Here is a 25,624-nt window from a genome sequence, read left to right as displayed (position 1 = left end):
CTCGCGCGTCCCGGTCCTCACGAGAGCGGCCCCCGCCCGGATATCCGTTCGGAGCAGGCCTCGTCGCCGCCTATCCTGTCGAGCATGTCCGACGAGCCTGCGAACGCACCCGCGCGGTCGCGGCCACCCCGGCGTCGTGGTCGGCGTCGCCCGGCCTCGGGTGAGGGCGCCCCCCGCTCGGACGGGCGCCCACCGGCGACGTCCGAGCCGCAGGAGCACCGCGAGAGCGGTCGCGCGCACCCTCCTCGTCGGCAGGGTCGCACACCGACGCAGGAGCAGCGCGAGGCTCGACGAGCAGCGCGCGCGGCCACGGTGCCGCCGATCACCTATCCCGAGCACCTGCCGGTCGTCGAGCGCCGCGACGACATCGCGGCGGCCATCCGTGACCACCAGGTCGTCGTCATCGCGGGCGAGACGGGGTCCGGCAAGACGACCCAGATCCCGAAGATCTGCCTCGAGCTCGGTCGCGGGCTCGACGGCGTCATCGGCCACACCCAACCCCGGCGCATCGCGGCCCGGGCGGTCGCCGAGCGCCTGTCGGAGGAGCTCGCGGTCGAGCTCGGAACCGCCATCGGCTACCAGGTCCGGTTCACCGACCAGTCCAGCAGCGACACGCTCGTCAAGGTCATGACCGACGGCATCCTGCTCGCCGAGATGCAGCGCGACCGCGACCTGCGCCGCTACGACACGATCATCATCGACGAGGCCCACGAGCGCAGCCTCAACATCGACTTCATCCTCGGCTACCTCAAGCAGCTGCTGCCGCGCCGTCCCGACCTCAAAGTCATCATCACCTCGGCGACGATCGACCCGCAGCGCTTCGCCGAGCACTTCGCCGACCCGGCCACGGGCGATCCCGCCCCGATCATCGAGGTCTCGGGCCGCACCTTCCCCGTCGAGATCCGCTACCGCCCGCTCGTCGACCCGGACCGGCCCGACGCGGAGGAGCGCGACATGGTGACGGGCGTCTGCGAGGCCGTCGAGGAGCTGTGGACCGAGCGGCACTCCGGGACGAGCAGCGACATCCTCGTCTTCTTCTCCGGCGAGCGCGAGATCCGCGACGCCGCCGACGCGCTGAACGGGATGAAGCTGCCCGTCACCGAGGTCGTCCCGCTCTACGGCCGCCTCTCCGCCGCCGAGCAGCACCGGGTCTTCTCCCGGCACACGGGCCGTCGGATCGTGCTGGCCACCAACGTCGCCGAGACGTCACTGACGGTCCCGGGCATCCGCTACGTCATCGACACCGGCACGGCGCGCGTCAGCCGCTACAGCCAGCGCACCAAGGTCCAGCGCCTGCCCATCGAGCCCGTCAGCCAGGCCTCGGCCAACCAGCGGTCCGGCCGCTGCGGCCGCGTCGCCGACGGCATCGCGATCCGCCTCTACTCCGAGGACGACTACGACAGCCGGCCCGAGTTCACCGACCCCGAGATCCTGCGCACCAACCTCGCCTCCGTCATCCTCCAGATGACGAGTCTCGGACTCGGCGACATCGCCCGCTTCCCGTTCGTCGACCCGCCCGACAGCCGCCAGATCACCGACGGCGTCCGGCTCCTCGAGGAGCTGCAGGCGTTCTCGCCGGAGGACGACCAGCCGGCCGCTGCGGGAGGCCGCCGACGCCCGGGACGCCGCCTCACGGCATACGGCCGCACCATCGCGACCCTGCCCATCGACCCGCGGCACGCGCGCATGGTCATCGAGGCCGACAAGCGTGGGGTGCTGCGCGAGGTGCTCGTCATCGTCGCGGCCCTGTCGATCCAGGACCCGCGCGAGCGGCCCCAGGACAAGCAGGAGCTCGCCAACGCCTCGCACAAGCGCTTCGCCGACGAGACGAGCGACTTCGTCACGTGGCTCAACCTCTGGGCGTATCTGAAGGAGCAGCAGAAGGAGCTGAGCAGCAGCGCCTTCCGCCGCATGTGCAAGGCCGAGTTCCTCCACTACCTGCGCATCCGCGAGTGGCAGGACCTCCACAGCCAGGTCAAGCAGGCCGCCAAGCAGGCCGGCCTCGACGTCAGCCGCGGCACCGTCGTCGTGGGGGAGGGTGAGATCGACGCCGACGCGATCCACCAGTCCCTGCTCGCCGGGCTCCTCTCGCACGTCGGGGTCCGCGACGAGCAGAAGCGGGAGTATGCCGGCGCGCGCGGCACGCGTTTCGGCATCAGTCCCGGGTCGGCGCTCTTCCGCAAGCAGCCCCAGTTCGTCATGGCCGAGGAGCTCGTCGAGACGAGCCGCCTCTGGGCGCGGGTCAACGCCCGCATCGACCCGGTGTGGGCCGAGCAGCTGGGCGAGCACCTCGTGAAGCGGCAGTACTCCGAGCCTCGCTGGTCGGGCAAGCGCGGCTCCGCCGTCGCGACCGAGCGGGTCACGCTCTACGGGGTGCCGCTCGTCGTCGGTCGCGTCGTCGGTCTCGGCCGCATCGACCCCGAGCTCGCGCGCGACCTCTTCGTCCGGCACGCCCTCGTCGAGGGCGACTGGCACACCCAGCACGCCTTCCTGGGGCAGAACGCCGCCCTCGTCGAGCGTCTCGGCGAGCTCGAGGCGCGCACGCGCCGGCGCGACATCGTCGTCGACGACTCCACGCTGATCGCCTTCTACGACAAGCGGATCCCGGCCGAGGTCGTGTCGGGCCGTCACTTCGACACCTGGTGGAAGAAGGCTCGGCGAGAGACGCCGGACCTGCTGACCTTCACCGAGGAGCTGCTGCTGCGCGAGAGCGCGGGCAGCATCGCCGACGAGGACCACCCCACGACCTGGACCCAGGGTGAGAACGTCCTGCCCGTCACCTACCAGTTCGAGCCCGGTTCGGCACAGGACGGCGTCACGGTGCACATCCCCGTCGAACGCCTCAACCAGGTGACGCCCGACGGTTTCGACTGGCAGGTGCCGGGCTTCCGCGAGGAGCTCGTCACGGCGTTGATCCGGAGCCTGCCCAAGGGGATCCGTCGCAACCTCGTCCCGGCACCGGACCACGCCCGAGCCGTCCTGCCCGAGCTCGACCCCACGAGCGGCCCGCTCCTGCCGGCCCTCGCGCCCGCGCTGCGCCGTCGGGCCGGGGTGGCGGTGACGCCGGCCGACTTCGAGACCGACCGCGTGCCGGCCCACCTCCGCGTCACCTTCCAGGTCGACGGTCCCGACGGGAAGGCCGTGGCCACGGGCAAGGACCTCGAGGCGGTCCGTGACACCGCCACCCCGCAGCTGCGCCGACAGGTCAGCCGCGCCGGCTCACGGGTCGAGCGCGCGGGCCTCACGTCGTTCCCCGACGAGGGGGTGGCCGAGACCTTCGAGAGCGGCCAGGGCATCCAGGGCTTCCCGGCCCTCGTCGACACCGGCTCGGCCGTCGACCTGAGGGTGCTGCCGACGCGGGCCGAGGCCGATGCCGAGCACCGGCTCGGCGTCCGCCGGCTGCTGCTGCTCGGCATCACCCCGCCCTGGAAGCAGATCCTCGCCCGCCTCAGCAACACCCAGAAGCTCGCTCTGGGCCACAACCCCCACGGCAGCGTCCAGGCCCTGCTCGACGACTGCCTCGCAGCCGCCGTCGACGCCATCCGCGACGATGCCGTCACCGATCGGACCGACCACACCGTCCGCACCCGCGAGGACTTCGAGTGGGCTCTGTCGGCCGTGCGCACGCACACGACCGCCAAGGTCGTGCAGGTCGTCGGCCTCGTCGAGCCGATCCTCGCCAAGCACCTGGCGCTGACGAACCGCCTCGCCGAGCTCGACCGGTCGAGCAGCGACGCCATCCGCCCGATGCTGGCCGACGTCCGCGCCCAGCTGCGCGAGCTCGTGCGGCCCGGCTTCGTCGCCGACACCGGCCTGCGCCGGCTGCCCGACCTCGACCGCTACCTGAGAGGCATCGCGCACCGTCTCGACAAGGCTCCCGCCAACCTCGCCCGTGACGCCCAGGCGCTCGACCAGGTCGACCTCGTCGAGGGCCGCTACGCCGACCTGCTCGACACGCTGCGACCGGCCCAACGCGGTGCGTCCGACGTCGTCGAGATCGGCTGGATGATCGAGGAGCTGCGGGTCTCGCTCTTCGCTCAGACGGTCGGCACGGCATACAGCGTCTCCCCGCAGCGCATCCTCAAGGCGATCACCAAGGTCGGGGCCTGACCCGGCGGGCATCCCCGCGGGGACGCCCGCGGTGGGGAATCATGGGATGTGACGGGGCGTTGCACCCTTCGACCCCGTACGACGAAAGGCCAGACCCGTGCAGGACCCGACCGAGCTCTTCCAGTTCGAGAGCGACACCTCGCCCAGCCAGCTCCAGGAGCTGCAGGCCTCGGTGCTCGTCGTCGCCCTCGGCGGATTCATCGACGCCGGCCACACCCAGCGACTCATGGCCGACCACATCCTCGAGACGCACGAGTCGCGCGTCATCGCCTCCTTCGACGTGGACCAGCTGCTCGACTACCGCGGCCGCCGCCCCGTCATGGTCTTCGACCGCGACCACTGGAGCAGCTACGACGACCCGAGCCTGCTGCTGCACCGCGTCGTCGACAAGGAGGGCGTGCCCTTCCTGCTCCTCGTCGGCCCTGAGCCGGACTACCAGTGGAACCGCATGGTCGAGGCCACCTCGACGCTCATCAAGGCGTTCGGCGTCGACCTGACCGTGAGCGTCCACGGCATCCCCATGGCCGTGCCGCACACCCGCCCGCTCGGCGTCACCGCCCACGGCACCAACCCGCGGCTCGTCACCGGCAACGACCCGGCGTTCGGGACCGTCCAGGTGCCGGCGAGCTTCTCGTCGCTCCTCGAGTTCCGACTCGGCGAGGCCGGGCTCGACGCCATCGGCTTCGCGGTGCACGTGCCGCACTACCTGGGCCAGAGCGAGTTCGCCGACGCGGCCGTGCTCGGTCTCGAGCGGGTCCGTGCGGCCACCGGGCTCGACCTCGACCTGCGCGAGCTCGCGGCCACCGCGGGCCTCAACCGCGCCGAGATCAGCCGCCAGATGGAGGAGTCCGACGAGATCACCGCGGTGGTCCGGGCCCTCGAGCAGCAGTACGACACCTTCCTCGAGGGGCGCCAGCAGCGCAACCTGCTCGCGACCGACCTCTCCGACCTGCCCACGGCCGACGAGATCGGCGCCGAGTTCGAGGCGTTCCTCAAGGACGTCACGGAGGACGACGAGCACACGGACGAGAACGGCGACGACCGCGGCTGAACCAGCACGTCCACCGGGCGGGAGCGCACCGGTGGAGGTGATCGGCGACCAGACACGGTCGGGAATCACCTCGAACGGGGTGCGCAGGACGGTCGGCCCGGCTCAGGGCTTGGCTTCGCTCCAGCGGCGGACGATCGACGTGTCGGCGACGAAGCGGACCTCGTCGGTGCCGGCCCAGGCGCGGGCGGCGCTCGACAGGGTGTGCTCCACGGCGGCTGCGGCGGCCGCCGCGTGCTGCTCGGGCACGTGCACGAGCAGCTCGTCGTGGAGGCACAGCACGATCTGGCCCCCGATCGGGCGCACGGCGTGGCGCACGGTCGCGGCCCAGGCCTTGAAGAGCTCGGCGGCCGATCCCTGGATGATGGCGTTGCGGGCATAGCGGCCCCGCGCGCCGTCGGCACCGGTGGCCGAGAACTCGGCGCTGCCCGACGGCTCGGGCACGCCGGGCTCCAGCGACGGCACGGGCACCCCGCCGAACCGGATGAGCCGGCCACCCCACGTGCGCACCGGCCGGCGCGCCACGCCGTCGGCGTACGCCCGGTCGAGCAGACCCATGGCGACGGGATAGGCGCGCTCGAGGTCCTTGAGGGCCTCGCCGGCGGCGCCCGACCGCTGGCCGTACATCGCTGCGAGCACCGCGACCTTGGCCTTGGGGCGGTCGGCACCGAGCTTCGCCGCGACGGGCGCGTAGAGGTCGTCCGCCCGCGTGGCCTCGGCGAAGGCCCGGTCGGCGCTGACGACGGCCAGCACCCGGGGCTCGATCTGACCGAGGTCGGCGCGGACGAAGACGTACCCGGGTGCGGCGCAGATCGCGGGGCGCAGCGGCGCCGGCAGGTTGTGCAGGCCGTTCTGGGCCGTCATGCGGCCGGCGGCCCCGTCGCAGGCCGTCCACCCGCCGCGGAGCCGGTCGTCGGCGCCGACGTGGTCGTCGAGCCAGCGGTAGCCGTAGGTGGTCGCGATGCGCTCGTCCTTGCGCCAGCGCAGCAGCGCGTCGACGAGCGGGTGCGTGTGCCGATAGGGCTCGAGCACCCAGGCGCGGGTGTTGGGCACGTCGACGCCCGCGGAGAGCAGCAGCTCGCGGACCTGCGTCGGGTTGCGCAGGTCGGTGCGCTCGCGGCCGGGCGCGTGGGTCAGCACCGAGGTGTCGCGCGCGGTGCGGATCCGCGCCGCGTCGGCGTCGTCGAGGGGTCGGGCACCCGCCGAGGCCGCGATGAGGTCCTCGGCCGCGGCCCGGTCGACCGGCAGGCCGTCGCGTTCGAGCTCGAGGCAGAGCACGGCCGCGGCGGACTCGGACCACACGGTCCGTTCGAGGCGCGCGGCGTGCGGGCCGCCGATGCGCCGGAGCGCCTCGTGCTGGAGCCCCTGGCACTCGAGGGCCAGCACCGCCAGCTCGCGCAGTCGCGCGTCGTCGGTCGCCCAGCGGGCGGCGTCGGGTCGCAGGTGGCCGTCGCCGGTGAACAGCGAGACGTCGTCACCGGCAGCCAGGTCGAAGAGGTCACCGTCGAAGCCGTGCAGGCGAGGCGCGCGCGGTGCGGGCACCGATGCCTCGTCGAGTCCGCGGCAGCCGGCGACGACGTGCCCGGGGGTGGCCCACCAGCCACCGTGCACGATGCGGTGCGCCTCCGCGAGGTCCCACGAGCGCGACACCTCCACGCCCGCGCCGACGACGTCGCGGAGCGCCGCGGCTGCGGACCACACCACCCAGCGTGGCCGCAGCCGCGCCGACGTCTCCGCGAAGCGCGTCACGAGCCCGTCGAGCGGCCACGGCTCGTCGAGACCCGGCCCCACGGCATACGCCCCCTGCGGGCCGACGACGAGGGCGGCGAGCGCGGGGCCAGCGTCCTTGTCAGTCAAGGATGCCCGCGATCCGACCGACCGCCTCGCGGAGGATCTCGGGCGACGTGGCGTAGTTGACCCGGGCGTGCTGCCGGCCGCCGGAGCCGAAGATCGGCCCGGGGGAGAGGGCGACGCGAGCGCGGCGCAGCACCTCACCGGCCGGGTCGTCACCGAGGCCGAGGCCGCCGAGGTCGAGCCACGCGAGGTAGGTCGCCTCGGGCACGACGAGCCGGGCGCCCGGGAGCTGGTCGGCGACGAACTCGGTCAACAGCTGCCGGTTCGCGTCGAGCTCTCCGACGAGCCGGCGCAGCCAGTCACGTCCGTCGCGGTAGGCCGCTGTCTGCGCGATGACACCGAGGTGGCTCGCGCCGAACGTGACGTACGGGTGCAGGCGGCGCACGTCGTCGACGGCCGCGTCGCCCGGCACGACGATCGCCGCCTTGAGACCGGCGAGGTTCCACGCCTTGGAGGCGGACGTGACGGTGACGCCGCGCTCGGTGCCGGCGACCGTGAGGTAGGGGGTGAACGTGCTCCCCGGCAGCACGAGCGGTCCGTGGATCTCGTCGGAGACCACCCGCACCCCGTGCTCGTCCGCGACCCGGGAGAGGCCCTCGAGCTCGGCGGCCGTGTGCACCGTGCCGGTCGGGTTGTGCGGGTTGGAGAGCAGGTATGCCGTCCGCGCGCCCTCGGCGGTCTCGCGGGCGAAGACCTCGGCGAGCCCCGCGAGGTCGAGGCGCAGGTCGCGCCCCAGCGGTGCCTCGACGACCCGGCGCCCGCAGGCCTCGATGACCTCGTAGAAGGCGTTGTAGACCGGAGGGCTCACGACGACCGGGCCGCCCACGTCGGTGAAGAGTCCGAGCAGGTGGGTCACCCCGGTCAGGACGTCGGACACCCGGGTCGTCGTCCTGGGGTCGAAGCCCCACGACCACTCGGCCTCGGCGAAGGAGGCCACCTCGGCGGCATACTCCGAGGTCAGGGCGTAGCCCGTGTCGCCCCGGGTGACGGCTGCGGTCACGGCCTCGACGACCGCCGGGCACGGGGCACAGTCCATCTCGGCGATCCACATCGGGATGACGTCCGGGCCGTGCACGCCCCACTTGACGGACGTGCGGTCGCGACGGAGGTCGGCCAACGCCACCCCGAGGATCGGTGGCCGCCCGCTCGTCGTCTCGCCCATGGGGCGACCCTACGAGAGTGGGCCGACGTCGTCCCGCCCGGCCCTGCTGCGGTCCCGCCGGTCGGCCGACTGGGTACGAGGGTGCCACGGGCGAGGGCCGCGGCATACGGTGTCGTCGGCGGGACGGACCCGGAAGTACCGGACGTCGGACGAAGAGGGTGGAACTGGTGGGCATCTTGGGCTGGAGCAGGAACGAGACGATCGCGGCTTCGGACGCGACCGCCGCGCAGCTGCGGCGATCGAAGGACGCCGGCGCGCTCGAACGGGCCGCGCTGCCGGCCGAGGGAGGGCTCTCCGGAGCCGCGACCCGGCTCGTCGAGCGACTCCTCGACGTCGGCATCGACGGCAAGGGGCCCTTCGACTCCGCCCACGAGGTCGCCGCCAACGCCCTGAAGCACGCCCGCGGCGACGCCGACCAGGCCCTGCGGGTCATCGCGCGCGACCACCGCCAGCTCGGCGCCATCGGTGGCTTCGCCACGGGGCTCGGTGGGTTCTTCACCATGCCCGTCTCGCTGCCGGCCAACGTGCTCGAGTTCTACCTGCTCGCGACGCGCATGACCGCGGCGACGGCCAAGGTGCGCGGCTACGACATCGACCAGCCCGAGATCCGCTCGGCGATCCTGCTGACCCTCGCCGGCGCCGACAGCGACGACCTGCTCAAGAAGGCGGGGCTGCAGGCGGCCGGGGGCAAGCTGTCGTCGGTCGCGTTCGACCGGCTCCCGGCCCCGGCCCTCATGGTGCTCAACAAGGCGGTCGGCTTCCGACTGCTCGGGCGCATCGGCCAGGGCACGTTCGCGCGGCTCGGCCGTGCGGTCCCCGTCGTCGGCGGCCTCATCGGTGCGGGCGTCGACGTCTACATGCTGAGCCGCGTCGGCAAGCAGGCGGCCAAGGAGTTCCCGGCGGTCACGACGTACGGTCGCTGAGCCGGGGTCCAGCCGCCGCACCGCGCACCGTGAGGAGCACGCAGATCACCGTTTCGCATCGTCGTCGACGCCGGGGAATCGCCTCGACCGCCCGCTCGTTGGGCCGGGCATGAAGTCCGCCTCTCGCATCAAGCTGGCCGCCACGGTCGCGTCTGTCGTACGCGCCTCGACGCGGCCGGGTTCGCCGAGCTTCCCGGAGCGCGTGCAGGCGGTGCCGCGACTCGTGCGCTGCACCGTCGACCGGACGTATGCCGGCACGACCCTCAAGCGGCTCGGGCTCGTCGCGGGGGCGGTGGCCTACGTCGCCTCCCCGATCGACTTGCTGCCCGAGGCGGTCCTGCCCGTCATCGGTGCGGCCGACGACGCGGTCGTCATCTCGTGGGCGGTCAAGGCGTTCTTCGAGGAGACCGACCGGTTCCTGGCGTGGGAGGCCGGCCAGGGGATGCGTCGTGCTCACGACGCGACGCGCACGCCGCCGCCGACGTCCGGTTGGAATCCAGCGGACCCGGTCGGTGAGGCCGGTCCGCGGCGCGACCGCGACACCACCGGGGCCGCGGCTCCGCGTGGCCTCGCCGGTGCGGTTCCGGGATCGTGGGCAGGGTCGCGCCCCCACGATCGGAGCGGGGCGTCGGACGGCTCTGGCGCTCGCCCGACCGGAACGGGGCGGGCGACAGGTGCTGGCCGGGGAGAACGCCGCCGGCTGCCCGAGGGCGCGCGTCAGGCGGCGACCGACTACGTCCTGGAGTCGGTGCGCAAGCGGCTGGAGCGCTGAGTCGGGCTCGGCGGGCGACCCGGCGATCGGGCACGCTGCGCCGGTCCACCCCTCGGTCCACACCCCCTCGGCACGGGGTTGGTTCGTCCACACCCGAACGGTTGGCGATGGTCCGGTCCGGGCCGCACGACGAGGCTCGGCGCATGCCGAAGATCTCACTGTCCGGGCCGGCCGAGCTGCTGACCATCATCCCCTTCCACCTGGGCTTCCAGCCCGAGCGCAGTGTCGTGGTGGTCTGCTTCCACGGGAAGCGACTCGGCCTCGTCGCCAGGCTCGACGTCGTCGACCCGACGCTCGCCGCCGAGGCGGTCGCGCAGACCCTGCCGACCCTGCTGCAGGGAGCGCCGTCGTCCGTCGCCGTCGTCGGGTTCGAGGACGTGCCCGACGAGTCCCTACCGCTGCTCGAGGCTCTTGCCGGTGCCGTCGAGTCCGAGCGGGTCGTCGTCCGGGAGCGCCTCGTCGTGCGGGGCGGCCGTTGGCGGTCCGTCGGGTGCGACTGCTGCCCCGAGGAGGGATGGCTCCTGCCGGAGCAGGCCGACGTGCCAGCCGTGGCGAGCTACGTCGCCCTGGGCCATGCCGTGCTGCCGGACCGTGAGGAGCTGGCTCGTCTCGTCGAGCCGCTCGCACCGTCGGAGCCGAGGCACGGGCTGGCCGTGGCCGCCGTCGAGGACTGGCAGCGCCGATACGCCGCCTCCGGGGGGTCGGTGTCCGACCGGGCTGGCAGGCCAGGGCGCCGAGCGGCGCGGCGCGCCCCGTCCCCGGGGTCGGAGCTCGGACTGCTCGACGGGGGTGATCCCAGCGCCCGGCAGTTCCTCGTCAACGATGCCCTCGTCGCCTGGGGCGGCGTGCTGAGGGGCGAGGTCGAGGGCTATGGCATCGAGCACTGGTTGCCGTCGCTCGTCGGCCCGCTGCGCGACGTCGAGTTCCGCGATGCCCTGATCGGCTGGCTGTGCCCCGGCACGGTGCCGCTCGACTCCCTCCCGGACGAGCTCGTCGTCATGCTCGACGTCCTCCTCGGCCCCGGGCTCCGGCTCGCCCCCGCATCGGACGGCCCCGACCGTGATGGCGGCGGGGGCTCGGACGTGGCCCCGTGGTCCGGGGACGACGTCGCCTCGCGGCTGACGGAGTCGGACCTCGAGGCGCTGCGGGCGCTGCACGCGCTGCTCGACCTCGGACCCGGCGGCCAGGGTGAGCACGAAGTCGTGGGGGAGCTGTGTGGCCCGGGTGGGTCGGAGGCGCATGCCGCAGACGGCCGGGACCACCTCGACGACCCGGACGACGCAGAGCAGGACGGGAGCTGGGACGACTGGGACGAGGCCTCGGCCCCACGAGTGGTGCTCGGGCGCATCGAACAGGTCTGCCGACTCACCCCGGCGGCCCACGCGGCCCCGCTGCTGTCCGTCGTCGGATCGCTCGCCTGGTGGTGCGGTGACGGGGCCAGGGCCGGGGTGGCGGTCGACCAGGCGCTCGCCCTCGAGCCGGGCCACCGCCTGAGCCGGCTCGTGCGTGAGTCGCTCGACCACGGCATTCGCCCGTCGCGCTGCGCCTGAGTCCGGCGGCCGGCCGGGGACGCTCACCGGTGCTCGACCCCGTCCTCGAACGGGCCGACCGCCGGGCTGCGGGAGCGGGGGAGCCCGCGTCCATGTCGTGGAACGTGTCATCGGCCCGGTCCGAGGTCTCGCGTATGGTTGGGACTGGTCACGAGTACCAGCGACAAGCCCCGGCTCGCTGGTCGGCAACCCTCCTTCGCGGTGGGGTGCCCCGGGTGAGGACCAGGCCACACCCGTCCCGGGTGCGTGCAAGCGCGAGGACCGAGGAGTACCCCGATGACCGTCACCCACCGGAAGCAGAGCCCGCGTGTGTCGCCCGCGCGCCACGCCCCCGATGGCGCCGTCGCTCGTGACGCCGACCGTGGTGGCGCTCGTGACGCCGACCGTGGTGGCACTCGTGGTGGCGCTCGTGGTGGCTCAGGCACGGCCGGACCGGACACCGTGAACCACGCCGACGACCCGGCACCGCTTCGGCAGCCTGCGTCGGACGGCGCCTGGCGTGAGGGTGACCCCGTGGGAGGGCGGCAGTTCGCCCACCTCGGCACGATGGAGCTCGAGCGCGGCGGCGTGCTGCCGGACGTGCGCATCGCCTACGAGACGTGGGGACGGCTCAACGAGGCGGGCGACAACGTCATCCTCGTCGAGCACGCCCTGACCGGTGACAGCCACGTCGTGGGCGAGGCCGGCGCCGGGCACGCCTCACCGGGCTGGTGGAACTCGCTCGTCGCCGCCGGCGGTCCGGTCGACCCCGACGCGTGGTTCGTCATCGCCTCCAACGTCCTCGGTGGCTGTCAGGGCAGCACCGGCCCCTCCAGTCCGGCACCCGACGGGCGCCCGTGGGGGAGCCGCTTCCCCTACGTCACCGTCCGCGACCAGGTGGCCGCCGAGCGCCTGCTCCTCGACCGACTGGGGATCGCCCGGGTGGCGGCCGTGGTGGGCGGCTCGATGGGCGGCATGCGGGCCATCGAGTGGGCGGTCACCCATCCGGACGACGTCGATCGCTGCATCGTGCTGGCCTCGACGCCGAGCGCCACCGCCGACCAGATCGCCTGGTGCCAGCCGCAGCTGCTCGCTATCCGGCAGGACCCCGCCTTCGCGGGGGGCGACTACTACGCGAGCGACCGCCGCCCCGACGCCGGCCTGGGGCTGGCGCGCCGCATCGCCCACATCACCTACCGCACCGAGACCGAGCTCGACGAGCGCTTCGGTCGAGAGGCCCAGCTCGGCGAGGACCCGTTGCGTGCGGGGGACCGCGGTCGCTTCGCGGTGGAGTCCTACCTCGACCACCACGCGGGCAAGCTGGCCCGCCGCTTCGACGCGAACTCCTACGTCGTGCTGACCGAGGCGATGAACTCCCACGACGTCGGCCGTGACCGGGGTGGGGTGCAGCGGGCGCTCGGCCGCGTCCGTGCGGACTGCACCGTCGTCTCGGTGGACACCGACCGGCTCTACCCGCCGCGACTCTCGGACGAGCTTCACGCGGCGCTCCCGGTCTCGCGCCGCGAGCACATCGTGTCGGACTTCGGCCACGACGGCTTCCTCATCGAGGAGGACCAGGTGGGTCGCATCATCCGCGCCGCGCTGGAGCGCCGCCGGTCGTGAGCCCTGCTGCGGCCCGGCCGGGTTCGTCGTCGACGCGCCGGGCGGGGGAGCCGTCCGCAGGCGCGGCGCCGGGCGCCGTCCCGGCGGCGTCGCAGGCGGCGCGCGGAAGGGCGGAGGGTGCCGGACGAGGTGTGACGAGGGCCGGTCCGCAGTCGCGGCGCGGGACGCACCGCCCGCCTCGATTTCGGGTACGGTGCGAGCACTGGTTGTTTCCGTCCCAAGGAGGTCCGGGAAAGTGGCCATCGTCGTTGGTTATGTCGCCACCAAGGAAGGTCGTGCGGCGCTCAAGCGAGCCGCCGAGGAGTGCGTCCTGCGCGGTGCGAAGCTCGTCGTCATCAGCTCCCACCGAGGGGGCAAGGACTTTGACGCGGACGAGGCCAGGCAGTTCGAGACCGAGCTCTCCCGGGTGCAGGGCCTCCTCGAGGAGAAGGGGCTCGAGCACGAGGTGCGACAGCTCGTTCGGGGCAACGACCCCGCCGAGGACCTCATCTCCGTCGCGGAGGAGGAGAAGGCCGACTTCATCGTCATCGGCCTCCGCCGTCGCAGCCCCGTCGGCAAGCTGATCCTCGGCTCCAACGCCCAGCGGATCCTGCTCGACGCCAGCTGCCCCGTGCTGGCCGTCAAGGGCGACTGAACCTCCCTCTCCGGAGGAGAGTGGCGGGGCCGGCTCGGCCCCGGTGACCCCTGCGCGCCATGCGCGGGTTCGACGTGCGTTCGCCGAGATGGCGTCTGCCGTTTTATAATGTCGGAGTACGGGATCGCACCAGGCGCACCGAGAGCTCGAAACAGGGACCGACTCCGACAGGCCAAGCCTTTCCGGCACCAACCCCCATTCTCGTTCGTTGTGATGATGCATGCCCGAAACCGGGTCGACCACAACGAGACCTGCGACGAAAGGCGACTGCATCCGTGCCCAAGGCAACAACCGCTGGAGCTCCCAAGACCCTGCCGAAGGTGTTCCAGCACGAGGCGATCATGCAGCTCCTGGTCAAGGGCAGCACCAACGGCACCATCACGGGAACTGAGATCGCGCGTGCTCAGGTCGACGCCGGACTCGACCTGAAGCAGATGAAGCCGGTCCTCACGACCCTCGAGGCCCACGACATCGAGATCGTTGTCGACGCGCCGCACGTCACCACGACGAAGAAGACCCGAACAGGGACCAAGGGAGGCACTGTGGCCACCGCACGCAGCAGCACGGCCGCGGCGACGAAGTCCGCGACGCGGACGACGACCGCCGCGACCAAGACCGCCGCCAAGAAGGCGACGACCAAGACGGCCGCTCGCGCGTCGGCCCCGGCCGACGACGAGTCGACCCCGAGCACCGCGGGCACGGCCAAGAAGGCCGCCACCAACGCGGGCGTCGCCAAGGCGGCCGCCAAGCCGCCGGTCGCCAAGAAGGCAGCGGTGAAGAAGGCCGCGGCCAAGAAGGCCACGGCCGACGTCGCCGCTGACGACGCGGACGGCGCCGGTCCGGACGACGCCCCCGTGGCTGAGCTCGAGGACGTCGTCGTCGAGCCGATCGAGGTCGGTGACGACGCGGACGAGGACGCCGAGGACGGCGCCACCCCGGCTGCCGCGGCCAAGACCGAGGAGACCGAGGAGTCCGGCTTCGTCATCCGCGACGACGACGAGGACGACGCCCCGGCCCAGCAGGTCGTGACCGCCGGCGCCACCGCCGACCCGGTCAAGGACTACCTCAAGCAGATCGGCAAGGTCGCCCTCCTCAACGCCGAGCAGGAGGTCGAGCTCGCCAAGCGCATCGAGGCCGGCCTGTTCGCCGAGGAGAAGCTCAACTCCGGCGACAAGATCGACATGAAGCTCAAGCGCGAGCTGTGGTGGATCGCCCAGGACGGCAAGAAGGCCAAGAACCACCTGCTCGAGGCCAACCTGCGTCTCGTCGTCTCGCTGGCCAAGCGCTACACCGGTCGCGGCATGCTCTTCCTCGACCTCATCCAGGAGGGCAACCTCGGCCTCATCCGTGCGGTCGAGAAGTTCGACTACACCAAGGGCTACAAGTTCTCGACGTACGCGACGTGGTGGATCCGCCAGGCGATCACCCGCGCCATGGCCGACCAGGCGCGCACCATCCGCATCCCGGTCCACATGGTCGAGGTCATCAACAAGCTGGCCCGCGTGCAGCGGCAGATGCTCCAGGACCTGGGCCGCGAGCCCACCCCGGAGGAGCTCGCCAAGGAGCTCGACATGACGCCCGAGAAGGTCGTCGAGGTCCAGAAGTACGGTCGCGAGCCGATCTCCCTGCACACGCCCCTCGGTGAGGACGGTGACAGCGAGTTCGGTGACCTCATCGAGGACTCCGAGGCCGTCGTCCCGGCCGACGCCGTGAGCTTCACGCTCCTGCAGGAGCAGCTGCACTCGGTCCTCGACACGCTCTCCGAGCGTGAGGCGGGCGTCGTGTCGATGCGCTTCGGCCTGACCGACGGCCAGCCGAAGACGCTCGACGAGATCGGCAAGGTCTACGGCGTGACGCGTGAGCGCATCCGTCAGATCGAGTCCAAGACGATGAGCAAGCTGCGTCACCCCAGCCGGAGCCAGGTCCTGCGCGACTACCTCGACTGAGGACACGCCGCGCCGGTCCGACCGGACAGCGAAGGAGCCCACGACCGCACGGTCGTGGGCTCCTTTCGCGTGTGGGGTGTGGCGAGGCCGGCGAGGCTCGCCATCCAGGGGGACAGCCGGCCCGGGCCCTCAGCGCCGGCGGGAGAGCAGGCGCTGGGGGAGGGAGCGCCAGAAGGAGACGCCGGCCGCCGGCCAGAAGAAGGAGCGCACCCGGGTCGGCCAGGCACGCGTGCGGCCCACCTGCCGACGGATCGAGCGGATGTCGTCGTGCAGCCGGGACGCCTCCTGCTGCGTCGTGCGCTCGGGGCGGTCGTAGCGTGACTTCTCGAGGGTCGCCGTGACGCGCCGCATCGCGGTCGCGTGCTCCTCGTCGAGGTGCCCCTCGCCGACGTAGCGTTCGCGCAGCTGACGCAGGGTCACCCCGTCGGGTGCCAGGATGCCGAGGTCCCCGAGGTGGGAGGTGAGGTCGTCCCACTCCGCCTCGATGAGGTCCTGCTGGGTCACGGCCGCCCGTCGACGCCGCAGGCGCACCAGCCAGGCCGTGATCGGCATGGAGAAGGCTGCGAGCAGGCCGACGACGACGGCGACGGCCACGGCGAGGTTGCGCACCGTCAGGAAGGCACCGATCCGGTCGAGCACGCCCCGCTGCTGGGGCACCGGTGCCACGGTGGGCGCCGCCGCGGTGGTCCGCGCGACCGACGTGGCGCTCCGTGAGGCCGACTCGGTCACCCCACGCCCGCCCTGGGTGGGTCCGGAGTCGGAGCCGAGCACGGCATACGGCGGCGGGGTGCCGGCTCGGGCACCGGGCGTCGGCTCGAAACGCAACCACCCGTAGCCCTGGAAGTACAGCTCGGGCCACGCGTGGGCGTCACTCGCGCGGACGACGTAGCGCTCACCGGAGAGCTGGCCCGGCAGGAATCCGATGGCCATGCGGGCTGGGATGCCCTGCGCCCGCGCCATCATGATCATGGCCGTGGCGAACTGGACGCAGTAGCCCCTCCGGGTCTCGTAGAAGTTCTGGATCGGCTCGAGGATGCGTCCCTGGGCGTCGCGCCGTGGCTCGCCGAGGTCGAGCGAGTAGGTGTAACGGCTCGTGTCGCGCAGGTGGTCCTGGATGGCGATCGCCTTGTCGAGCTCGTTGCCCTGTCCGCGGGTGACCTCGTCGGACCAGCGCTGCACGAGCTCGCGCGAGCTGTCGGGGATGCTGAGGTCGTCGTCGGTGATGTCGGGGGAGTCGGGGGCCCCGGCCTCGCGCAGCTGCGGCGGCGAGGGCGCGAGGTCGGCGTAGGTCACGCGGTAGCTGCTCACCGCGCGCCCGACCCGGACGTCGCGCGTCACCGGGTCGATCGACCACGGCGTGCCCTCCATCGCGACGGCGACGACGGGGTACGGCGCGGCGATGCGCGGAGCGGCGAGGGTGTTGTCCGAGACGGTGATGACGTAGTCGCGCCGCCTGTCCAGCGACGGCAGCGGCGGCGGGCTCTCGGGCCGCGTGCCGGTCGAGCTGGCGACGAGCCACTGCCCCCGGGAGTAGTACGACGTCGCGAGGACGCGCAGGGGGGCCCGGGTGAACGCCGTCGTCGTGTAGGTCAGGACGGGGGACTGGTCCTGGTTGTTGAGGCTGCGGGACAGGTCGAGGGTGTCGTTGAACCCGACGGAGCCCTCGCCGCCCCCGTCGCCGCTGCGCCCGAGCCCCTCGGTGAGGTAGCGCGGCGGGAAGTGGGGGATGACGGCCGGGACGATCAGGGCGACCATCACCCCGGCGGCGCCGAGCTTGAGCGCGCCGGCGGTGAAGGAGCGCAACGCGTCGCGGTCGTGCGCCGCCTCGTCGATGTCGCTGTGGTCGGCGGAGTTGGCCGTGCCCCACTGGCCGAACTGGGCGCGCGCGGTCGTGTGCAGCATCACGAGCCAGAGCAGCACGGGCACGACGAAGTAGCGCAGGGCCAGGACGTCGTTGCTGTTCATCGTCGTGATGAGGTATGCCGTGAGGAGCGGCAGCCCGGCGGCCGCGGGGCTGCGCCACGTGGCCGCCATGGCGTCGACGGCGATCGCGACGACCGCGACCGCGATGACGAGGCAGAACGTGATCCCGTCGTTGAGCGGAGCCGGCACCGAGTAGCGGGTGACCGTGTCGAGCGCCTGCAGCCCGAGCAGGTTGGCCGCCTCGAGGGTCGCCGGCGTGGGCAGGAACAGGGTGAACGAGTCGCCCGTCCACCGCGCCAGGACGACGTAGCCGGTGACGAGCACCTGCGCCAGGACGACGAGGCCGCGCGAGCGGGTCAGGCCACGGCCGGCGAGGCCGAGCCCGGCCACGAGCGCGACGATGAAGGTGACCGGTCCGAGCCAGGAGTTGTCGGCGAAGAGCGTGGTGGCGGGGTAGATCGCGCCGATCGTCGCGAGGGCGGCGAGGAGCGTGATCCTCCAGCGGCGACGGGTCATCGGCTGCCTCCCACGGTCGCGGCCGTCAGCACGGCCCACGCGTGCGCGACGTCCTCGTCGCGTCCGACGCCCACGGCGCGCCAGCCCGCGAGCCGCAGGCTGTCGACGTGCGGCTCGGCGTCCTCCGCGTGCGTCTCGCCGAAGCTGCGCGCGTCGAGCACGAGGGCCAGGCCCGTCGTCCCGGCCTGGCGCAGGCTGGCCACCCGGGAGGTGAGCTCGCGGCCGGACGGCCCGACGATCGCCACGAGGAAACCACCGGTTGCGGCGAGCGCCTGGGCGGCCCGGAGGATCTCGTCCTCGCCGGTGTCGTCGCGCAGGGACGCCACGGCGAGCACGTCGAGGATCTCGTCGGGGGTCATGGTCTCGGCCGCGCGCGCCGTCTCGACCGTCTCGGCGCAGACGAGGTGGACGGCATACCCCGACTCGCACAGGTGGATGGCGACCGAGGCCGCAGCGGTGACCGCCCACTCGAAGGAGCTGGTGGCGCCGGTGCCCCCGTGTGCCGAGGGCCTGGGGTCGATGAGCACGACGGCCCGGCGCTGAGCGGGGCGGTCCTCCTGGCGCACCATGAGGTCGCCGGTGCGGGCGGTGGCCGGCCAGTGGATCCGGCGCAGGTCGTCGCCGTCGCGGTACTCGCGGATGGTCACGTCGTCCTCGCCGTGCAGGGCGATGAGCTGGGCCTGCTCGCCCTCGGAGCCGGTGCCCGAGCTGGGCTGGTGGTTCGACGAGAGCGGCTGCACGGCCGGCAGCACGACGAGGTCGGCCGTGCCCTCGAGCACGGCGTTGCGGTTGGCGAGCCCGAACGGGTCCTGCACCTGAACCCCGAGGGGGCCGAGGTGGTGGCGCCCGCGCAGGTGGGAGCGGACGGCATAGTCGATCGAGCGCACGCGTCCCGAGGGGATGCGACCGACGACGAACCGGGGCCGGTCGCCGAGGACGTAGTCGAGGCGCTCCTCGGCGAGGAAGATCGGTGTCGTCGCGCCGGAGACGTTCTCGAAGGAGAGGGTGACGTGGGCGTCCTGGCCGACGCTGATCCGCTCCGGGTGGGTGTGCCGCTCGATGCGCATCCGGGTCCTGCGCGTGCGCACGAGCACCGCGCTGATGAGGGGGAGCGCCACGAGGAGCACGCCGAAGCGCGTGAGGTCGCGGAACCCGAAGAGGACGCCGGCGAGCACGAGGACGGTGCCCGAGCCGACGAAGGCGCGGCCGCGCGTCGTCAGGAGGCTCCGCAGGGAGGGCATGGGCGTCCTCGCTCAGCGGGCTGCGGGAGGCACCGGCACCTGGCGCAGCAGGTCGGCGACGACCTCTGCGGTGGTGCGGCGCGCGAGCTGGGTCTCGCTCGAGGGCATGAGCCGGTGCGCGAGCACCGGGCCGGCCAGCACCTGCACGTCGTCGGGGATCACGTGGTCGCGACCCTCGAGGGCCGCGTACGCGCGTGACGCGCGGAGCAGGTGCAGCGCCGCGCGTGGGGATGCGCCGAGCCGGAGCGCCGTCGTGGACCGGGACCGGGACACGAGGTCGACGATGTACTGGCGCACCGCCGGGCTGGCGTGCACACGGCTGACCGACTGCACGACCCGGTTGATCGTCTCGGCGTCGGTGACGGGCGTCAGGGCGTCGAGGGGCGAGCTCGAACCGTGGGTCTCGAGCAGGTCGAGCTCGGCCCGAGGGGCCGGGTAGCCCATCGAGATGCGGGCCATGAACCGGTCGCGCTGGGCCTCGGGGAGGGGGTAGGTGCCCTCCATCTCGATCGGGTTCTGGGTCGCCATGACGATGAACGGCGTCTGCAGCTGGTAGGTCGTGCCGTCGACGGTGACCTGCTGCTCCTCCATGGACTCGAGCAGCGCGGACTGCGTCTTGGGCGAGGCGCGGTTGATCTCGTCGCCGACGACGACGTTGGCGAAGATGGCGCCCGGCCGGAACTCGAAGCGGCGGGCGTCCTGGTTGAAGATGCTGACGCCGGTGACGTCGCTCGGCAGCAGGTCCGGCGTGAACTGGATGCGCCGGACCGTGGCGTCGATGGAGCGCGCCAGCGTCTTGGCCAGCATCGTCTTGCCGACCCCGGGCACGTCCTCGATGAGGAGGTGGCCGCCGGCGAAGAGGACGGTCACGGTGGTGCGCACGACGTCGGCCTTGCCCTCGATGACGCTGGTCATCGCCCCGATGAGGCGGTCGGCCACCTCGTGGATGAGAACCAGGTCGGCGCCGGTGGCCCCGTCGGCGCTCGCGCCCGGGGGCGGGCCGGACGTGGCCGTGGTCTCGATCCCCGTGTCCGTCGTGGTCACACTGTCCTCCGCTGGTCGTCCCCATGTCGTGGCGCAGCACCACTCGTGGCGGGCTGCCCACCCGTCAGGTGATCTTCTCCCATGGACCCTCGTCACCGGTAGGGCTGCCTCGGTCGTGACCGGATGGAGACCTGTGGAGAGTCGGGGCCGTGGACGCTGGCACCACGCCTCCACTTTCCTCCACCTCCAACGTCCGGGGGAGCCGTTCGGTTCGCTCCCGGGGTCCTCGCTGGCTCGGCTGAGCACGCGTGAGGCAGGACGGAGGGCGTATGCCGTCCCTCCCGGTCGCGTCCTCGAGGCCTGGTGGCGCCGGTCGGGCTTCGGGGCGGCTGCAGCCCTCCACTTCACTCCACCATCGCTGACCTGCGAAAACGCAGGACTCGCCGCGTCGAAATTGCCCAAACATCGTTGACGGTGGAGGAGAGTGGAGTATCGTGGGGCATCAAGGTAGTGAATGGGTGCGCCCGCGGGTCGACAAAGGGGAGGTGGCGAACCATGTTTCTCGGGACGCACACACCCCGGCTCGACGAGAAGGGCCGCCTCTTCCTGCCGGCGAAGTACCGCGAGCGGATGGCGGGCGGCCTCGTCGTCACCCGCGGCCAGGAGCGCAGCCTGTTCATCTACCCGATGGACGAATTCGTCCGGGTCGCCGACCAGATGCGCCAGGCGCCGACGACGAGCAAGGTCGCCCGCGACTACATGCGCGTCTTCCTCTCCGGCGCGTCCGACGAGATCCCCGACAAGCAGGGTCGGTTCACCATCCCGGCCAACCTGCGCCAGTACGCCGGGCTCGACCGCGAGGTCACCGTCATCGGAGCGGGATCCCGCCTCGAGGTCTGGGACAGCGCGGTGTGGAACTCCTACCTGGAGCAGACCGAGCAGAGCTTCGCCGACACGGCGGAGGAGGTCATCCCGGGCCTCTTCTGAGCCCGACCAGCACCGCCCCCGTCCCCGACGTCACCCCACCAGCCGAGACCAGCCGAGACCAGCCGAGACCACCGACCGAACAGCACCTGAGTGCCGGCCTCCAGCCGCTCCACTCCCGGGACGACTTCCCCCGTCCCGGGCGAGGCAGCGGATGGGGACCAGCCCCCAGGTCGACCCGCACCACCGGACCAGCCCAGCGACCGGCTCATCCACGGCCCACGATCAGCTCCCTCCACCTGATCGCCGGGCCGGCCGGTCGACCACCACGACACAGCACCAGGGCGGATCTCCATCCGCCGTCAGGTCACACGAGTCACACCAGCCCCGTGCACCGCAGGCACACCACGGGCACCGAACAGCACGAGCGTGAGAGGGACGCACCATGACCGATCGAGGACCGGCGCAGGAACGCCACGTCCCCGTCATGCGCGACCGGATCCTCGAGCTGCTCGCGCCGGCCCTCGAGCGCCTCGGCGCCGTCCACGTCGACGGGACCCTCGGCATGGGCGGCCACGCCGAGGGCGTCCTCGAGCGCTTCCCCGAGTGCGTCGTCGTCGGCATCGACCGCGACCACGAGGCCCTCGCGCTGGCGGGCCGTCGTCTCGCCCGCTTCGGCGACCGTTTCCGTCCCGTGCACGCCGTCTACGACGACATCCGCAGGGTCGTCGCAGACCTCGAGCTCCCGGCCGTCGACGGCATCCTCTTCGACCTCGGGGTCAGCTCGCTCCAGCTCGACGAGACCGACCGCGGCTTCGCCTACCGCGTCGACGCGCCGCTCGACATGCGGATGGACCAGTCGACGGGGATGACCGCGGCCGACGTGCTCAACACCTACTCCGTCGAGGACCTGACCCGCATCCTGCGCGACTACGGCGAGGAGCGGTTCGCCCGGAAGATCGCCAAGGCGGTCGTGCAGGACCGTGCCATCGAGCCCTACAGCTCGTCCGGACGCCTCGTCGAGATGCTCCGGCGGGTCATCCCGGCCGCCTCGCAGCGCCAGAGCGGGCACCCGGCCAAGCGCACCTTCCAGGCCCTGCGCATCGAGGTCAACGACGAGCTCGAGGTGTGGCACCGCGCCATCGACGAGGCGATCGACGTCCTGGCCGTGGGCGGCCGGATCGCGGTCCTGTCGTACCACTCCCTCGAGGACCGCGCGACGAAGCAGGCCTTCGCAGCGGGCGCCACCTCCAGCACCCCGGCCGGCCTGCCCGTCGAGCTCCCCGAGCACGCGGCATACCTCAAGCTCGTCACCCGCGGCGGGGAGGCGCCCGGCGACGAGGAGGTCACGACCAACCCACGGGCCGCCTCGGCCCGACTCCGCGTCGCAGAGCGCGTGCGCGACACCTCCACGAACACCACGACCAGCAGCACCGACAGCAGGACCAGGAAGGGAACCACCCGATGAGCCAGATGACCGCCACGGCCAGGCCGCTCCGCGCACCGCGGCGCGCGCCCGCTCCGACTCCTCTCCGGGTCATCCCGAGCAGCATCACGCGCACCGGCAACGGGGCCTTCGCCACGACCTGCATCGCGCTGCTCATCGCCGGCCTCATCGCCCTGCTGCTGCTCAACACCGCCCTGGCGCAGGGCTCGCTCGCCCTCGGCGACCTCCAGCGCCAGTCGGCCACCCTGAGCGACACGGCCGGCAACCTCCAGGAGCAGATCGACCGGGCCTCGGCCACCGGCGCGCTCGCGCGCAGCGCGTCCGAGCTCGGGATGGTGCGGATGAACACCCGCGGCTACATCGACCTGTCCAAGGGAACGGTCTCGGGCCAGCCCGAGGCGGCCACGAAGAACAACGCCTTCCCGATCGTCACGAGCCCGACGCCGCCCGCGGTCCTCTCCTCGGTCGAGAAGGTCCTCTCCTCGGCCACGAAGGCCGGCGCCGCGGCATCCGCGGCAGGCGCAGCCGCACCTGCGGCGGGCGCCACGCCGACGGCGCCGGGTGCCGTGGCCAAGACGCCTGCACCGTCCACACTGGGCACGACGCCCGGTGCGTCGCGCGGGGCTGCAACGAGCGGCACCGCAACGAGCGCGGCTGGGTCGGGCCACTGAGGACAGCCCCAGCAGACGACGGTGAGGTGATCGTGTGACGCAGGGCCGAGGAACCGATCCGGCACGGACCGGTCGCGCAGCCGCCCCCGCCCGACAGCCCCGCCGCGATGTGTCGCCGACGCCCACCACGCGCACCACGCCGGGACGCGCGGGGCAGCAGGGTGCCGCTCGGCAGGGCGCCGTGCGCTCGACCAACCCCAAGACCGCCTCGACGGCGCGCGCGACGTCGACGGCCGGCGGCGCGGCGCCGGTCCGCCCCCGAACGCCGGACCGGGCTCAGGGCCGCACACAGGACCGCGCCACCGGTGGCGCACGACCTGGCGCCCGACCCCGTCCGCAGCGGTCCGGCAGCGCGTCCGGCAGCGTCTCCGGCAGGGGCCGCGGTCCCGCCGCCACCACGGCCCGCGCCTCCCGTGGAGCGAACGGACCCCGCGGTCCACGCGGTCCTCGCGGTCCCCGCGGGCCACGCGGACCCCGTCGCCCGCTGAGGATCTCGCGGGCCAACCCGCGCCGCCGGGCGCGGGTCATCTTCGTCGCCATCCTCTTCGTCTTCACGATCTTCGCCGGGCAGCTGCTCCGCATCCAGGCCTTCGACGCGTCCGCGACGCAGGAGGCGGCCCTGTTCAAACGATCGGTGAAGACGACGACGCCCGCGATGCGCGGCCAGATCCTCGACACGAACGGCCAGGTCCTCGCCGACTCGGTCGAGCGGTTCACCATCGCCGCCGACCCGACGATCATCCCCGAGTACATCGTCAGCATCGACGGGGTGCGCACCAAGGTCGGCGTCAGCCGCGCCGCTGCCGACCTCGCGCCCCTGCTGCAGATGACGACAGCCCAGCTGACCAAGCTCTTCACCCGTTCCGGCACCCGCTACGTCGTCGTCAAGAAGGACGTCAACCCGGCGATCTACCGCGAGATCCGGGCCCTCGGCATCCCGGGCATCACCGGCGAACGCACCGCCCAGCGGATCTACCCGACCTCGATGGCGCTCGGCCAGCTCGTCGGCTTCGTCCGTCCGATCGACCAGTCGGGCGCCGGCGGTGTCGAGGAGATGTTCGACACGGCGCTCAAGGGCACTCCGGGCGTCAGCGTCGCCGAGCGCGCCCGTGACGGCTACATCATCCCGGGTTCCCAGCGTGTGGACACCCCCGTCGTCAACGGCCGCGACGTCAAGCTGACCATCGACGCCGACCTGCAGTGGTACGCCCAGAACGCCCTGGCCAAGCAGGTCACGGCCGTGGGTGCCGAGTCCGGCACCGCCGTCGTGCTCGAGGTGGCCACCGGCAAGGTCCGCGCCGCGGCGAGCTACCCGACGTTCGACCCCAACGACCTCGCCGACGCCAAGCCGTCGGCCCTGGGCAACTACGCCTTCAACGACGCGTTCGAGCCCGGCTCCACCGGCAAGCTCATGACGATGGCGGCCGCCCTCGAGCAGGGCGTCATCACCCCGGACACCGGGGTCATCGTCCCGCCGCGCCTGCCTCGCGCCGGCACCTCGTTCAAGGACAACGAGCCGCACGGCGTCGAGAACATGACGGCCACCGGTGTCCTCGCCAAGTCGTCCAACATGGGCACCATGCTCATCGGCGAGCGGGTCCCGCCGACGATGATGGAGGCCTACTACCGCAAGTTCGGCATCGGTGAGCGCACGCCCGTCGGCTTCCCCGGTGAGTCCGCGGGCCTGCTCGCCGGGGCCAAGGACTGGGTCTCGTCACGGCGCTACACCATCCTCTTCGGCCAGGGCTATGCCGTCACGGCGATCCAGCAGGCCGGCGTCTTCCAGACCATCGCCAACAAGGGCGTGCGCATGCCGCCGTCGCTCGTCGAGGGCACCGTCAACGACAACGGGACCTTCATGCCGTCGACCCCGACGACCCCGATCCGGGTCGTGACCCAGGACACCGCGGTCAAGCTGTCCCGGATGATGGAGGAGGTCACGGGCAAGGACGGCACGGCCATGGCCGCCCGCATCAAGGGCTACCGCGTCGCGGGCAAGACCGGCACGGCCGACCGCTACGACGACAAGCTCAAGCGGTACAACGGCTTCACGGCCTCCTTCATCGGCTTCGCACCCGCCGAGGCGCCCAAGTACGTCGTCGCCGTCTTCATCCAGAAGCCGAGCGCGGGGATGTTCGGTGGCGCCCTCGCCGGACCCGTCTTCAACCAGGTCATGTCCTACCTCCTCGAGCGCACCGGCGCTCCGCCCAGCCCGAAGTCGAACCTGAACTACCACGTCTGGGCCGACAAGCCGCTGTCCTCCGACGACCCGACGGTCATCAGCAATGCGCGGGCCAAGCGGGATGGCCTGTAAGTT

The 25,624-nt window shown here is 72.5% G+C and carries 17 protein-coding genes and 1 riboswitch; of the genes, 12 read left to right on the top strand and 5 right to left on the bottom strand.

Annotation, left to right across the window (positions count from 1 at the left end; translation table 11 throughout):
• Positions 1-84: 84 nt before the first annotated feature.
• Both hrpA and TAE01_RS04240 read left to right on the top strand, forming a co-directional pair.
• Positions 85-4,110: an ATP-dependent RNA helicase HrpA gene (hrpA, locus tag TAE01_RS04245; protein ID WP_147063758.1), complete on the top strand. Its 4,026-nt coding sequence runs from the start codon at positions 85-87 to the stop codon at positions 4,108-4,110.
• Between the two features lie 97 nt (positions 4,111-4,207).
• Positions 4,208-5,161, top strand: coding sequence for a PAC2 family protein (locus TAE01_RS04240; protein ID WP_147063756.1), 954 nt, complete (start codon positions 4,208-4,210; stop codon positions 5,159-5,161).
• Between the two features lie 102 nt (positions 5,162-5,263).
• Here the strand turns inward: TAE01_RS04240 and TAE01_RS04235 are convergent, their stop codons facing one another.
• Both TAE01_RS04235 and TAE01_RS04230 read right to left on the bottom strand, forming a co-directional pair.
• Complete coding sequence (locus tag TAE01_RS04235) at positions 5,264-7,015, bottom strand: DNA polymerase (protein WP_147063754.1); 1,752 nt, start codon at positions 7,013-7,015, stop codon at positions 5,264-5,266.
• Entirely contained in the window at positions 7,008-8,174 is a 1,167-nt protein-coding gene (locus TAE01_RS04230) for a MalY/PatB family protein (RefSeq protein WP_147063752.1), read from the bottom strand. The genes TAE01_RS04235 and TAE01_RS04230 overlap by 8 nt, the downstream gene beginning before the upstream one ends.
• 167 nt (positions 8,175-8,341) lie before the next feature.
• Between TAE01_RS04230 and TAE01_RS04225 the strand changes: the two genes are divergently transcribed.
• From TAE01_RS04225 to TAE01_RS04200, 6 genes are all read left to right on the top strand, one after another.
• The gene (locus TAE01_RS04225; RefSeq protein ID WP_307723820.1) at positions 8,342-9,097 is read left to right on the top strand and encodes an EcsC family protein; all 756 of its coding nucleotides are present in this window, start codon (positions 8,342-8,344) and stop codon (positions 9,095-9,097) included.
• Between the two features lie 109 nt (positions 9,098-9,206).
• Entirely contained in the window at positions 9,207-9,869 is a 663-nt protein-coding gene (locus TAE01_RS04220; protein ID WP_147063748.1) for a YkvA family protein, read from the top strand.
• A gap of 143 nt (positions 9,870-10,012) precedes the next feature.
• Positions 10,013-11,419 (top strand): DUF4192 domain-containing protein, encoded by a 1,407-nt coding sequence (locus tag TAE01_RS04215; protein WP_186815030.1) that lies wholly within the window; start codon positions 10,013-10,015, stop codon positions 11,417-11,419.
• 146 nt (positions 11,420-11,565) lie between these two features.
• A riboswitch (SAM riboswitch) is annotated at positions 11,566-11,680 on the top strand.
• Between the two features lie 252 nt (positions 11,681-11,932).
• Positions 11,933-13,021, top strand: a complete 1,089-nt coding sequence (metX, locus tag TAE01_RS04210; RefSeq protein WP_425581099.1) for a homoserine O-acetyltransferase MetX — start codon at positions 11,933-11,935, stop codon at positions 13,019-13,021.
• A 235-nt stretch (positions 13,022-13,256) separates the two neighbouring features.
• Positions 13,257-13,655 carry a universal stress protein gene (locus TAE01_RS04205; RefSeq protein WP_147063743.1) on the top strand — a complete coding sequence of 133 codons (399 nt, stop codon included), beginning with the start codon at positions 13,257-13,259 and terminating at the stop codon, positions 13,653-13,655.
• Positions 13,656-13,975: 320 nt separating this feature from the next.
• Positions 13,976-15,601: an RNA polymerase sigma factor gene (locus TAE01_RS04200; protein ID WP_371860823.1), complete on the top strand. Its 1,626-nt coding sequence runs from the start codon at positions 13,976-13,978 to the stop codon at positions 15,599-15,601.
• A gap of 129 nt (positions 15,602-15,730) precedes the next feature.
• Here TAE01_RS04200 and TAE01_RS04195 read toward each other — a convergent pair whose 3' ends face one another.
• Genes TAE01_RS04195 through TAE01_RS04185 form a run of 3 tightly spaced genes read right to left on the bottom strand, consistent with a single transcriptional unit; the run spans position 15,731 to position 20,325 of the window.
• On the bottom strand, positions 15,731-18,040 hold the full coding sequence (locus TAE01_RS04195) for a transglutaminase TgpA family protein (protein ID WP_147063741.1): 2,310 nt from the start codon (positions 18,038-18,040) through the stop codon (positions 15,731-15,733).
• Positions 18,037-19,281: a DUF58 domain-containing protein gene (locus tag TAE01_RS04190; protein ID WP_147063739.1), complete on the bottom strand. Its 1,245-nt coding sequence runs from the start codon at positions 19,279-19,281 to the stop codon at positions 18,037-18,039. The genes TAE01_RS04195 and TAE01_RS04190 overlap by 4 nt, the downstream gene beginning before the upstream one ends.
• A 12-nt stretch (positions 19,282-19,293) precedes the next feature.
• Positions 19,294-20,325: an AAA family ATPase gene (locus tag TAE01_RS04185; protein WP_147063738.1), complete on the bottom strand. Its 1,032-nt coding sequence runs from the start codon at positions 20,323-20,325 to the stop codon at positions 19,294-19,296.
• Positions 20,326-20,820: 495 nt separating this feature from the next.
• Here TAE01_RS04185 and mraZ point away from each other — a divergent pair, with 495 nt between their 5' ends.
• The 4 genes from mraZ to TAE01_RS04165 all read left to right on the top strand — a co-directional run bounded on the left by mraZ (position 20,821) and on the right by TAE01_RS04165 (position 25,621).
• Entirely contained in the window at positions 20,821-21,252 is a 432-nt protein-coding gene (gene mraZ / locus TAE01_RS04180; RefSeq protein ID WP_147063735.1) for a division/cell wall cluster transcriptional repressor MraZ, read from the top strand.
• Positions 21,253-21,634: 382 nt separating this feature from the next.
• Positions 21,635-22,657, top strand: a complete 1,023-nt coding sequence (gene rsmH, locus TAE01_RS04175; protein WP_147063733.1) for a 16S rRNA (cytosine(1402)-N(4))-methyltransferase RsmH — start codon at positions 21,635-21,637, stop codon at positions 22,655-22,657.
• On the top strand, positions 22,654-23,307 hold the full coding sequence (gene ftsL, locus TAE01_RS04170; RefSeq protein ID WP_147063731.1) for a cell division protein FtsL: 654 nt from the start codon (positions 22,654-22,656) through the stop codon (positions 23,305-23,307). Before rsmH ends, ftsL begins: the two co-directional genes overlap by 4 nt.
• Positions 23,308-23,488: 181 nt before the next feature.
• Positions 23,489-25,621 (top strand): peptidoglycan D,D-transpeptidase FtsI family protein, encoded by a 2,133-nt coding sequence (locus TAE01_RS04165; protein WP_147063729.1) that lies wholly within the window; start codon positions 23,489-23,491, stop codon positions 25,619-25,621.
• Positions 25,622-25,624 lie beyond the last annotated feature (3 nt).

The organism is Terrabacter aerolatus (assembly GCF_007991735.1).
GTDB classification, from domain to species: domain Bacteria; phylum Actinomycetota; class Actinomycetes; order Actinomycetales; family Dermatophilaceae; genus Terrabacter; species Terrabacter aerolatus.
The sequence above is the reverse complement of the archived record's forward strand: the minus strand, read 5'-3'. Positions and strand labels throughout refer to the sequence as shown.

Coding starts and splice junctions, on each gene's coding strand:
- hrpA (WP_147063758.1), top strand. CDS start 85: ATGTCCGACGAGCCTGCGAACGCACCCGCGCGGTCGCGGCCACCCCGG.
- TAE01_RS04230 (WP_147063752.1), bottom strand. CDS start 8,174: ATGGGCGAGACGACGAGCGGGCGGCCACCGATCCTCGGGGTGGCGTTG.
- TAE01_RS04220 (WP_147063748.1), top strand. CDS start 9,207: ATGAAGTCCGCCTCTCGCATCAAGCTGGCCGCCACGGTCGCGTCTGTC.
- TAE01_RS04215 (WP_186815030.1), top strand. CDS start 10,013: ATGCCGAAGATCTCACTGTCCGGGCCGGCCGAGCTGCTGACCATCATC.
- TAE01_RS04195 (WP_147063741.1), bottom strand. CDS start 18,040: ATGACCCGTCGCCGCTGGAGGATCACGCTCCTCGCCGCCCTCGCGACG.
- TAE01_RS04190 (WP_147063739.1), bottom strand. CDS start 19,281: ATGCCCTCCCTGCGGAGCCTCCTGACGACGCGCGGCCGCGCCTTCGTC.
- mraZ (WP_147063735.1), top strand. CDS start 20,821: ATGTTTCTCGGGACGCACACACCCCGGCTCGACGAGAAGGGCCGCCTC.
- rsmH (WP_147063733.1), top strand. CDS start 21,635: ATGACCGATCGAGGACCGGCGCAGGAACGCCACGTCCCCGTCATGCGC.
- ftsL (WP_147063731.1), top strand. CDS start 22,654: ATGAGCCAGATGACCGCCACGGCCAGGCCGCTCCGCGCACCGCGGCGC.